The sequence below is a fragment of the Pirellulales bacterium genome (assembly GCA_035546535.1).
Lineage (GTDB): Bacteria > Planctomycetota > Planctomycetia > Pirellulales > JACPPG01 > JACPPG01.
On record DASZWQ010000031.1, the window covers coordinates 1 to 12,232 of the forward strand.

The 12,232-nt window shown below is 61.3% G+C and carries 7 protein-coding genes; 6 read left to right on the forward strand and 1 reads right to left on the reverse strand.

Features of this window, described 5'->3' with window-relative positions; all coding sequences use genetic code 11:
• The first annotated feature begins 445 nt into the window (after positions 1-445).
• From VHD36_03495 to VHD36_03515, 5 genes are all read left to right on the forward strand, one after another.
• Entirely contained in the window at positions 446-1,162 is a 717-nt protein-coding gene (locus VHD36_03495; protein ID HVU86359.1) for a PEP-CTERM sorting domain-containing protein, read from the forward strand.
• A 278-nt stretch (positions 1,163-1,440) separates the two neighbouring features.
• Positions 1,441-2,673: a dipeptidase gene (locus VHD36_03500; protein ID HVU86360.1), complete on the forward strand. Its 1,233-nt coding sequence runs from the start codon at positions 1,441-1,443 to the stop codon at positions 2,671-2,673.
• 75 nt (positions 2,674-2,748) lie between these two features.
• Entirely contained in the window at positions 2,749-3,699 is a 951-nt protein-coding gene (locus VHD36_03505; GenBank protein HVU86361.1) for an ABC transporter ATP-binding protein, read from the forward strand.
• Positions 3,699-4,775, forward strand: coding sequence for an ABC transporter permease (locus tag VHD36_03510; GenBank protein HVU86362.1), 1,077 nt, complete (start codon positions 3,699-3,701; stop codon positions 4,773-4,775). Before VHD36_03505 ends, VHD36_03510 begins: the two co-directional genes overlap by 1 nt.
• Positions 4,776-4,908: 133 nt before the next feature.
• Positions 4,909-6,429, forward strand: coding sequence for a CehA/McbA family metallohydrolase (locus VHD36_03515; protein ID HVU86363.1), 1,521 nt, complete (start codon positions 4,909-4,911; stop codon positions 6,427-6,429).
• A 21-nt stretch (positions 6,430-6,450) separates the two neighbouring features.
• Here the strand turns inward: VHD36_03515 and VHD36_03520 are convergent, their stop codons facing one another.
• A complete protein-coding gene (locus tag VHD36_03520; protein ID HVU86364.1) occupies positions 6,451-8,100 on the reverse strand; it encodes a carboxypeptidase-like regulatory domain-containing protein in 1,650 nt (549 codons plus the stop codon).
• 431 nt (positions 8,101-8,531) lie between these two features.
• Here VHD36_03520 and VHD36_03525 point away from each other — a divergent pair, with 431 nt between their 5' ends.
• On the forward strand, positions 8,532-12,227 hold the full coding sequence (locus tag VHD36_03525) for an SEC-C metal-binding domain-containing protein (protein ID HVU86365.1): 3,696 nt from the start codon (positions 8,532-8,534) through the stop codon (positions 12,225-12,227).
• The last annotated feature ends 5 nt before the right edge of the window (positions 12,228-12,232 follow it).

Sequence of the window (12,232 nt, forward strand, 5' to 3'; positions counted from 1 at the left end):
GTCATAGACTGGCCGAAACGGTGCAAGTGCATCGCACTTTGCACGGATTCATTCATTTGGCCCACGGGAAAGCTAGTGAAGACCGTCAAGAGTTCCTAACTAGTAACTCTGTCTCACAATCGGTTTTCGACTGGCAGTAAGGTTCCTGTGGGTCTTCTCGTTTTTGCACCGCAAGGCATCAGCCGCGGATGCAACTTCACGAAGGCCTGATCGTGAGCCAGGATCTTTCGGCTTAAAAGCCGATGGTCGTCACGTCTCAAGAGGCCGATCGCAGTAGACAGCTTGAAGATATTCCTTCGGGCGTTTGCGCCGCCTGACACGTTTGCAGTCTCGATCAATTGCCACTTTTGTTCACAGGACTTGCTAGTGACCGCCAACCGAGTTCCGCGTTTTCAAAACCTGGTTCTATCTGTTGCACGGTTTCCATCTAGTGAAAGGCACTCCTGTGAAATTCTCTTTGTTGAATCAAACTCATGGCAAAGCTCTGCTGGGCATGGTTGCACTGGCACTGAGCCTGTCTGTTGGTTTTGGCCGTACTGAGGCCGCCCCGATCACGCTGTTCTCGACCGGCGTAGACGGCTCGAACAATGCTCTGCCGGCCGGCTCGGTCGACCCGCATTACGTTTTGACCTCCAGCGACGACCCCGCCTGGCCGATTCCCGACGCGCACGTGGTTGGTACTCCGCCGGCTACCTGGGTTCCGAACAATACAACCCCCGGTGCCTCGGCGCAGTGGATCGCCCCGAATCCGGTGCAGGTCGGCGACGTAGCCGCGCCGGGCAATGCCGCTGGCAGTTATGTTTACGAGGTCACGTTCGATCTCGGACCGAATCCTAGCCAGGAGTCGATCTCCGGCGAATGGGCGGCCAGCACGTACGGTCTGCTCTTCTTGAACGGTGTGTACGTCGGCAACTCCACGAACCTGAACGGACCGACGCAGCTAACGCCGTTCTCGGTCCCCAGCACCGCGAACTTCGTGTCGGGCGTCAACAAGCTCGACTTTGTCGTGGTGAATGCCGCACAAGGTGCAACCGGACTGTATGTCGGAGCTATCTCGGGCAGCTATACGCCCGGCATTCCGGAACCGTCGAGCGTTGTTCTGGCTGGCCTCGGTATCGCTGGTATGTTGGTGTACCGCTGGCGCCGTGGTCGAACGAAGTAGTTCTTGCGCGGCTGTGCCGGGCGCAGCGCGACGGGAATGCGAAGGAGCCCGTCGGTTCACCTGGAATAGGGCAAGCGCAGCAGTTTGAGTGCCTTCAAAGCCCCGCGGGTTCACAGCCGCGGGGCTTATTTTATGCGCACAGCCAGCGATCGACTCTCTCGATGAATCGGAGCCCCGCTTGTGGGCCGGGCGGCCCTGACAGAGAATTGACCCCGCCTTCGGAGCCCGTCGGTGGAGCCCAACTCATGATGAACCACTCTCTCGCACGAATCGGAATAATGTGCATCATGGTTGCCTGCGCCCGGCTTGCTCCATCTGCCGAGCCGAAGCCGCCGGCCAACCCCGCCGCCGACCAGCGACCGCCGGTCGTCCTCACGGACGAAGCGCGCCAGCTTCATCGCAGTGCCATTTTGATCGACGGGCACAACGATCTTCCCTGGCAATTGCGCACGAAAGGAGACTCGGGCTTCGATAAGTTCGACGTCGCAAAATCTCAGCCCACGCTCGATACCGACATACCGCGCCTGCGGCAGGGGGGCGTGGGAGCCCAGTTCTGGTCGGCATACGCGCCGGTCGAGACGATGCGCACCGGCGAAGCGGCGAAGGTCACGCTCGAACAAATCGATCTGATCCGCCGGCTGATCGCGCGCTATCCCGACGACCTGGAACTGGCACTGACGGCCGACGACATCGAGCGCATTCACGCTGCCGGCAAGATCGCTTCCCTGATCGGTGTCGAAGGGGGCCACGCGATCGAAAACTCGCTCGCCTCCTTGCGCCGGCTGTACGAGTTGGGGGCCCGTTACATGACGCTCGCCCATACCGATTCGCTCGATTGGGTCGACTCGGCCACCGATGTGCCGCGCTCGCAAGGGCTGTCCTCCTTTGGCGAGGACGTAGTGCGCGAAATGAACGATCTTGGCATGCTGGTCGATATTTCGCACGTTTCGGCGGAAACGATGCAGGATGTGCTCCGCGTCAGCCGGGCGCCGGTAATCGCTTCGCATTCGTCGGCCTTCGGCGTGGCCGCCCATCCGCGCAATGTCCCCGATGAAGTACTCCGCCAATTGTCCAAGAACGGCGGCGTCATCATGGTGAACTTTTTCTCGGGTTTCATTGTCCCCCAGCGCGCGGAGATCGGAGCCCGCATGGTGGCCGAGCGCATTGCGCGCCGCGCGAAGGACCCCAAGGAAAGCGACGAGGGGGGCGCCAACTCGGTGTTTCGCTCAACGACCGAGCAGCAGCAACTGTCGGCCGGCAGCGTGCATACGCTGGTCGACCACATCGACCATATCGTCAAAGTGGCCGGCATCGACCACGTGGGCATCGGCTCCGACTATGATGGCGTGACCCAGCTGCCGGCACAGCTTGAGGACGTGTCGAAATATCCATACATCACCCAGGAATTGCTGAACCGCGGCTACAAGCCGGACGACATTCGCAAGATTCTGGGCGGAAACCTGTTGCGGGCGATGCGGCAGGCCGAGCAGTCAGCGAAGCCCAAGAAATAATCCAGCCGACGAATTAATGCATCGCGTACAAAGTCGCGGTCGCCCGGCTTACTCCTTCCGCGGAACTCCCTCAGCATGACGCTCGCCATCCGAGCCACCGAACTGCGCAAGCGCTACGAAGGTAAGCCGCCGGTGGATGCCGTGCGCGGGCTGGACCTGGCGGTCGAGCAGGGCGAATGTTTTGGCCTCCTGGGACCCAATGGCGCGGGAAAAACCACCACGATCGAAATTCTGGAAGGGTTGCTGCCGGCCACTAGCGGCGAGGTCGAGATTCTTGGTATGCACTGGGGACGCCAGGACCAGGCGATCAAGGAACGCATCGGAATCTCACTGCAAGAAACCAAACTGGCCGAGAAATTGTCGGTGCGCGAAACGCTCGAGCTGTTTCGCAGCTTCTACGCCGACGGCATCGAGCCCGAGACGGCGATGCGGTCCGTATCGCTCGAAGAAAAGCAATCCACCTGGGTTGCGAAATTATCGGGCGGTCAGCGGCAGCGGCTGGCCGTGGCTTGCGCCTTGGTCGGCGATCCCGATCTGCTATTTCTCGACGAGCCGACAACGGGCCTTGATCCGCAATCGCGCCGTCAACTGTGGGAGATTATCCGCGACTTTGGCCGGCAGGGGCGCACCGTGCTACTGACGACGCATTACATGGACGAGGCCGAGCGGCTGTGCAACCGCGTGGCGATCGTGAATGCCGGACAAGTGATTGCCCTGGGCACGCCGCGCGAGCTGATTGCCAGCCTGGGGGGCGAGCACGTCATCGAGTTTGCCTTGACTGCCGACGGCAACGGTGAGCTTCCTGCGGATGCATTTGCCGAGTTGCCTGCAGTAAGTTCGGCGCGCAAGGAGACAAACCACTACAGCCTGTCGGTGGCTGAGCCACACGTGGCGTTGCCGGCACTTTTAGGATGGCTTTCCGAGCGAAACCTGGCACTGGCGAATCTCACGACGCGGCACGCCAGCCTGGAGGACGTCTTCGTACACCTGGCGGGCCGGCACATCAACGATGGAGATGCCTCGTGATGAAACAGACCGCCCACACGACGCATCGCCCTTTGTTGCGGCGGCCACTGGTGCAGATCGTGCTGTCGCGCTTGCGCGAGTTCTATCGCGAGCCCGAGGCCGTCTTCTGGGTGTACGGCTTTCCCCTGCTCATGGTGGTGGCGCTGGGCATCGCTTTTCGCAATCAGCCGGATCGGCCCATCGCGGTCGACGTCGTCGAAGGGAAGGCTGGCGCTGCGGCCGAAGCCGCGCTCGCCGCCAATCAGCGCTTTTTGGTGCGTGTCGATACGCTCGAGGCTTGCCGGCAACGACTTCGGCTAGGCAAAACGGATCTGGTCGTTATCAGCGAGGAGTCTGCCGAACCGCGATACGACTATTGGTTCGATCCTGGGCGGCCGGAAAGCGCGCTTGCGCGAAATGCCGTGGACGATTGCCTGCAGCGCGCCGCAGGGCGCCAAGATCCCGTTCCGACCGGCAATCGCGAAATGACCGATCCCGGCGGCCGTTACATCGATTTTCTCGTGCCGGGACTGTTGGGCATGAGCTTGATGGGGGGTGGCTTGTGGGGCGTCGGTTTCGTCACGGTCGACATGCGCATTCGTAAGTTGCTCAAGCGGTTGCTCGCCACCCCGATGCGCAAAAGTGACTTCCTCGCGGGTATCATGGCAAGCCGACTCTTGTTCATGGTGCCCGAGGTGCTGGTGCTGTTGGTGTTCGCGCGGCTGGCCTTTGGCGTCGAGAATCAGGGAAATCTTCTATCGCTGATTGCGTTGATTTTTCTCGGCGCCTTCTCTTTTGCGGGCATCGGTCTGCTCGTGGCCAGCCGGGCCAAGACGTTGGAGGCCGTGAGCGGGCTGATGAACCTGGTGATGCTGCCGATGTGGGTGCTGTCCGGCATTTTCTTCTCGCCCGATCGTTTCCCCGAGATGGCCCAGCCGTTCATCCGCGCCTTACCGTTGACGCAATTGATCGATTCGCTGCGCGGCGTGATGCTGGAAGGGACTTCTTTGGCGGCGCAGGGGACAAACGTGGCGGCGCTGGCCGCCTGGGGCGGCGTGTCGTTTTTGCTGGCGTTGCGGCTGTTTCGCTGGAGTTGAACACTGCATCAAGGGATTGCCGCGCATGAGATCAGGATGGTCGCTGCTTTCTCTTGCATTGCTCTTCTCCGCAGTGGCGGGGTGCGCTGGCGATCCGTCACAGAGCGAAAAGTGCGCGCTGACGATCGAACTAGTGGATGAGGCTACTGGCGAGCCTTTGCCAGGCGTTGTGCAGGCGCGCGACGCCGCCGGGAAGCTGATTCCGTTCGAGGAGCTGGTAAATCGTGGCCAGGGAATCGAAGAACCAGGCCCAATCCACGACTGGTGGATATTGCCGAAGGTTACCACGGTAATGGTGCCCGCGCGGCTGCTCAAGCTCACGGCTTTTTCCGGCCTGGAAACCGAGTTGGCCACCCTCGACCTCGATCTACGTGACCGACGGGAAGCGAGTCCGAAGATCGCACTCAAGCGTTTTGCCGACGCTCGGCGCGCCCGCTTGCTCGCCGGCAATACGCACCTGCATTTGAAAAAGCTCAGCAAGCAGCAAGCCGATCGCTACCTGAGCGAGGTGCCGCTGGGCGACGGGCTGGATGTCGTGTTCCTGTCGTACCTCGAGCGTGCCGGATCGGATCTCGACTACACGAGCAACAAATACTCGCACGAGGATCTACACCGGCTGTCGCACAACCACTTGCACCTAGGGTACGGCGAAGAACTGCGACACAACTTCGACGCCTACGGCGAAGGGTACGGTCACATCCTGCTGTTGGATATTCCGATCATCATTCGGCCGGTCAGCATTGGGCCGGGATTGACCGAAGCAAAGTTCGATGCGCCCCCTCTGCAGGCCGGGATCGAACAAGCCCGCGACGCAAAAGGCAAGGTCATCTGGGCCCACAATCGCTACGGCTTCGAGGACATTCCCAATTGGATTACCGGACGCATCCACGCCAACAACATTTACGACGGCAGCGAGCGCGGCAGCTACCGCGATACGTATTACCGCTACCTGAACATCGGGCTGCACGTGCCGTTTTCGACCGGCACTGACTGGTTTATCTACGATCTTTCACGGGTGTACGTGGAGACCGATCCGGCACGTCCAGTTACGCCGACGGAATGGCTAGAACGGCTGGCGGCGGGCAAGACGTACATCACGAACGGGCCTCTTTTGGAATTCACCGTCGATGGCCAGCCGATCGGGAGCACGATCGAACTGGCGAAATCCGGCGCGCTATCGGTGCGTGCCCGCGCTGTCGGGCGATCGGACTTCAAGCGGATCGAACTCGTACACAACGGCCAGGTGGTCGAGCGCGCCGACAGCCGGCGAGACAAGGGGCATTTCGTTGCCGACATGGAGTTGCGGTTACCGATCAACGCTTCGGCGTGGCTGGCGCTGCGCACGCCGCCGAGGCCGGTGGCTGGGGATCCCGAACTGCAGGAGCCGGTTCCCAGCAACGAATTTGGCGGCGGAATCTTCGCCCATACGAGCCCCGTCTATGTGAACGTGGGCGGCGACGCGGTCTTCGACGCGGCCACAGCCGAGGGCCTGCTGGACGAGATGCGCTCCGACATGCGAGAGATCGACGAGCACGCGACGTTCGCAAATAACGCCGAGCGCCAGCGGGTGATGCACGTCTATGAGGAGGCGATCGGCGTGCTCGCCGAGCGCTTGGAGAAGGCGCCGTCGCGCGAAGAGTCGCCGTCGCCGTGATTGATAGCTGACGGAGCGAGCCTATTTCGGCTGTGCTTCTTTGGGTAGTTCCTCTTCGACTTGCAGGACGAGCGGATCCTGCGAGACGACTTTCGGCTCGTAATTCACATCACGCACCTGGATCTGCTTCGGCTCTCGCCAGGAAGCGCGCCAACGCACCGGTGGATAAGTTTTCGGAACATTTCCGCTGAAGCGGCCTTCGCGATCGGTATTCACGCCGCTGAAGCTGTTCATGGTCATTTCATCGGGCTGCACTTTCCCATCCGCGTCGACAACCCGGGGGAAGCCGAACACCGTCCAATCCTTGGCCAGCGGCTTGCCATTCTTGTCGATGAGCTTGCCGGATACTTTTTCGGTCGGAACCAGGTCAATCGGTTCGAGTTCGAATTCTTCCACGTTAGCGGGCACTTCGCGTCGGCTTCCCCAGCGACCCCCTCGGTTACGCCCTCCCCACGACTGGACGTCATGATAGTCTTCCGGAGCGCTATGCAGCCGCAGTTCGACGAATCCCGGAGGAACCATCGCGGTGTAATAACCCTGCGCGTCGGTTTCTACCTCGACGCACTCCTTCATATCATTTTGTGTCTTCGCGGACTGGCCATAGATCACGCCGAGCCTGAAGTTCGGATAGCCTTCGCCGGTGTCTTGCTTGCGAATTAGCCCGCGTACCTTCACCGCGGGGACGAGGTCGATAATCAGCACGGTTTCCAGGCCGGATGCGACGCGCTGACCTACGGGTACCTGCGGTCGTAGCGGCTGATTCGCCGGGAGTGATAAATCGGCGGAGAGCGCTCCTTCGGCCAGCCGCTCAACAGCGAACGCGCCTGTCTCATCCGCGCGGACGTCCGCCACGCCCCAGACGCCGACGCGTTTCGCTTGCGGAGGAACACTTGTACGCAGCGTGATGGGCCACCACAAACGAACGTTCTTCGCTGCGGATTGGATCGTACCGGTGACTTTGCCGGCGTCTGGCAATTCGATGTCGAAATGCGGGCTCGTCTGTGCCGGGCGATTATTGAGAAAGTAGTTGATGTCGAATTCGACGCGCCCCGACGCCGGTGCATCGACGCGCAGGTGATCAAGCGTTTCCGGCGAGAACGATTCGATCGTGGCAATTCCCTGCGCGTCGCTGCGGACGCGGAAGCGATCCGCCCAATCGGTCGGGATCAGCCAACCGATGCTGCCGCGCACACGAACCCGCATAACAGTCACGAGCGCATCAGCAACCGGTTTTCCCTGCGCGTCGTGCAGCAGCAGGGTTGTGCTCTTGCCTGGCTCGAGTTGCAACTTGTGTGGCTTGTCGGCGCGGGTACGGAGGTACCCCTGGATCGATCCCGTGCCTTGCAATCGCGCGGGGCCAAATCCCTTGGCGTGTGCCCAGAGAGTGCCCCAGGCCTTCTTGAATTCGTCGCGCCAGGGGATGCGAAACGTGCCGTCGGCGTCGGTCTTCGCCACGGCGGCAAAGGAGGCGGTTTCCTGCGATTGGTGATTAACGTCTTCGACGATCATCAGGCCGACGTCAGCGTCCGGGATGCCTTGGCCTTCCGGATCGACAACCCGACCGACGATCTCGCGGTCGTCCGCAGCAAGGACTCCGCAGGGCACCCCTGCCCAAAAAAAGATCGAGGCGCCCACAAGAAGCGCTACCCGAGAAACTGCCCGACGGTTCATGGGATCGTCCCTCTTGCTGCCTGCCCGGACGCGATCGCCGTAAGACTGGCCCTACGGCGACGTTACCGCATTCACGGGGCCGGTCAAGGATTTTGCCAGCTCGCGAATTCTTCGCGCGAGTGGGGCGGGGTGACCACAATGTGAGGATTCCGGCCTTTGTTCGCGCGGTCCGGAGCACAACGCAATCGCCGTGGACGCCTAAGTACTTGCCATGCTTCGGACGGGCGACAACCGCCGTTTTTCACGCTCTCGACACGCCGGGTGTGGCCCAAACAACCGTTCTTGACCCTCATTGCCCAAAGCTATAAACTTCTGCGCTGGAAAACTTTGCGCAGTTTCTCACCGTGCGGCCCAACCTGTTTGCCGCACCACTGCCGCCGCCGGTGCGTAAGGAAGCGCCTGGCAGGGATCATTCGCGCCGGATCATACCTATGCAAGTCCTCGAACGAATCTGGGAAATCATCGGGCTCATCTTCGGCGGGCTGGGGCGGACGTTCGAGCGTTCGCTGACCTCGCTGTTCGGTTCGTCCAACGCCCGGTATATCAAGCGCTTGCAACCGAAGGTCGACGCCATCAATGCCCTGGAACCGAAGTACCAGGCCATGAGCGACGCCGACCTGAGGGCGCAAACGGCTGAGTTCCGCCGCCGCCTGACAGCCGGCGAGACGCTCGATGATCTGCTGGTCGAGGCATTTGCCGTTTGTCGCGAAGCCGGCCGCCGCTGGCTGAACATGCGGCACTACGACGTCCAACTCTTCGGCGGCATGGTGCTCCATTCCGGCGCCATCGCCGAAATGGTCACGGGCGAAGGTAAAACCCTGGTCGCCACCCTGCCTGCCTATCTTAACGCTCTGGAAGGCAAGGGCGTCCACGTCGTCACGGTGAACCCCTACCTGGCCCGCCGCGACATGGAATGGATGGGCCCGTTGTACATCAACCTGGGCCTTACGGTCGGGGCGATCTATCCGGATATGGATCCCACGCTGCGGCAGGAGGCCTACAAGTGCGACATCACGTACGGCACGAACAACGAATTCGGCTTCGACTACCTGCGCGACAACATGAAGCCGGGCGCGTTCGGTGATACGAAGTACGAGCCTAGCCGCCAGCAGTGCCAGCGCAAATTGCATTACGCGATCATCGACGAGGTCGACAATATCCTCATCGACGAAGCGCGGACGCCGCTCATCATTTCCGGTCCGGCCCACGACGACGTTACACGCTACGCCAAGGCCGACCGTATCGCGCGGCAGTTGAAGAAGGAGGTGCATTTCGAGGTCAAGGAAAAGGAACACACCGTCCACCTGACCGACGACGGAGTGCGCGAGGCCGAAAAACTGGCCGGCGTCGAGACGTTCTACACGGCCGGCAACATGGACTGGCCGCACCTGATCGATAACTCGCTCAAGGCCCATTACCTGTACAAGCGCGACGTGAATTACGTCGTTCAAGGCGACGAAGTGATCATCGTCGACGAGTTCACCGGCCGCTTGATGCAGGGCCGGCAGTGGAGCGATGGCCTGCACCAGGCCGTCGAGGCAAAAGAAGGCGTCCGCGTCAAGGAAGAGACACAAACCTACGCCACCATCACGCTGCAGAACTTCTTCAAGCTGTATGACAAAATCTCGGGCATGACCGGTACGGCCATGACCGAGGCGTCGGAATTCTGGAAAATCTACAAGCTCGACGTCATCGCCATCCCGACCAACAAGGGGATGCAGCGAACCAATTTCCCCGACGTCATCTACCGCACCGAGCGGGAAAAGTACGAGGCGATCGTCGAAGAGATCGAGCGACTGCACAAGTGGGATGTTCTGGAGATGAAGGACCGCTCCCACAAGGTCGGCACGATCACGAAAGACGAAAGCGAACGCCTGGAAATCGAATTGAAGGAAGGGCGCAAGCGCGAGTGGGTGCCCAAGAGCGACATCGTCGCCATGTACCATCGCGGTCGGCCGATTCTGGTCGGCACGGTGTCGATCGAAAAGAGCGAAAAGCTCAGCACCATGCTCAACCGGCGCGGCATCAAGCACGAAGTGCTCAACGCCAAGCATCATCAGCGCGAGGCCGAGATCGTGGCCCAGGCCGGCCGCAAAAACGCGGTGACCATCGCCACGAACATGGCCGGTCGCGGTACCGACATCATCCTGGGCGGCAACCCCGACACGATGGCCTGGGCCCTGCTGCAAGACAAGTACGAGACGCGCCTCGACGTGCCGCAGGAAGAGTGGAACAAGCTGGTCCAGGAAATCGAGCAGCGCGAAAAAATGAAGGCCGAAGGGGCCGAGGTCAAAGCGCTCGGCGGTCTGCACATCATCGGGACCGAACGGCACGAGGCGCGGCGTATCGACCTCCAGTTACGCGGCCGTTGCGGTCGTCAGGGCGATCCCGGCAGCAGCCGCTTCTTCCTCTCGTTGGAAGACGACCTGATGCGCATCTTTGCCGGCGAGTGGGTGAAGAATATGCTCACTCGACTCGGCATGCAGGACGGCGAAGCCATCGAAAGCAAGATGGTCAGCCGGCGGATCGAGGGCGCGCAAAAGAAGGTCGAAGAGCGCAACTTCGACATTCGCAAGAACCTGCTTGAATACGACGAAGTCATGGACGAGCAGCGCAAGCGCGTCTACGGCTTCCGCCAGGACATTCTCAACGGCGGCAACTGCAAGCCGAAGATCCTGGACATGATCGATCGGCAGATCGACACGTACCTGGCCGATTTCCTCGACAAGGATTATGGCGCCTCGACCTTTGCCAAGGCCGTGGGGGGAGAGCTGGGCATCGAGCTGGATCCGAAAGATTTCCGCGGCATGGATTTTCCCACCGCCGAAGCCCGCGCCAAGGAAGAAGCGGCCCGCATGGCGGAAGGCCAAATCCTCGACGCTATCGAGGAGAACCTGCCCGAGGACGCCGAGCAGTCGGAGTGGAATTGGGAGGCGCTCGCGAAGTTCGCCAACACGCGCTGGAAGCTGAACCTGCGCGACCGTGATCTGAAGAAGGTCGGCCGCGACACCCTGGACGAAATGCTGCTCGAAAAGGCCCGCGAGGCGATCGACGCCACGGATCTGTCGCAGGCGGCACGCGTGCTGGAAGACGGCTTCGGCGTCCGCACGGCGTGCGGTTGGGTGCAGTTCAAGTTCGGCGTGCAGCTCGATCCCGAGGAGATGAAGAAGCTCGACGCCCGAGCGTTCACCGAGCTGGTGCGCGAGCGCGCCAAGGAAGCCTACGAAGTCAAGGAAGCCGAATTTCCGGTTCGTGCCGCGTTCTCGCACTTCACGGCCCGCGATGCGCAAGGCCAGAAGCGCTACGATCGCGATCAGCTCGTGGCCTGGGCCCGGCAGCGTTTTCAGGTTGATTTGAACGTCGACGACTTGCGCAACATGCAGCGCGAGGAAGTCCAGCAGATGCTGGTCGAGTACAGCAAGAAAGCGCTTGTGCAGGCCAACGAAACACTGGCCGAGGCCCATCAGCAGGTTGGAAAACTCTTCGGCGAAGGCGCCGATGCCAACGCCACCGTGCGCACGGTGACCGGCGGCAATGGCGCCATGAGCTCGCTGACAGCCTGGTTGCGCGAGCGGATGGAATATGAGATCACGCCCGAGGCGATTGCCGAACTCGATCGAGACGAGCTGGAGCGAAAGCTCACCGGCGCGGTCGAGGATCGCTACCGCCCCGAGATCCGCCGGCTGGAGCGCGAGGTGGTGCTCTACGTGCTCGACACCATGTGGAAAGACCACTTGCTGGCCATGGACCACTTGCGCTCGAGCGTCGGTTTGCGCGGCTACGCCCAGGTCGACCCTAAGGTGGAATACAAGCGCGAAGGCATGCGCACCTTCGAGCAGATGTGGAACACATTTGGCGAGCGCGTGACGGATATGATCTTCCGCATGGAAGAGCTGGACGAAGGATTCGTCGGTTCGACCTGGACCGAGAGCCGCGCAACGCACGACTCGCCCGGCGCGACCACGGCCACCATGACCAGCGATCAGCAAACCGCGATCGACAACTCGGACGCGCCGACCAAGATCGAGCCGATCCGAAATCGTGGCGAGCACGTGGGCCGCAACGATCCCTGCCCCTGCGGCAGCGGCAAGAAGTTCAAGAACTGCTGCATGCGCAAGGGCGGCTAAGGTTC

Excerpts from the sequence above, each read along its gene's own strand:
- VHD36_03500 (HVU86360.1), top strand. The coding sequence starts at position 1,441 with ATGTGCATCATGGTTGCCTGCGCCCGGCTTGCTCCATCTGCCGAGCCG.
- VHD36_03505 (HVU86361.1), top strand. The coding sequence starts at position 2,749 with ATGACGCTCGCCATCCGAGCCACCGAACTGCGCAAGCGCTACGAAGGT.
- VHD36_03510 (HVU86362.1), top strand. The coding sequence starts at position 3,699 with ATGAAACAGACCGCCCACACGACGCATCGCCCTTTGTTGCGGCGGCCA.
- VHD36_03520 (HVU86364.1), bottom strand. The coding sequence starts at position 8,100 with ATGAACCGTCGGGCAGTTTCTCGGGTAGCGCTTCTTGTGGGCGCCTCG.
- VHD36_03525 (HVU86365.1), top strand. The coding sequence starts at position 8,532 with ATGCAAGTCCTCGAACGAATCTGGGAAATCATCGGGCTCATCTTCGGC.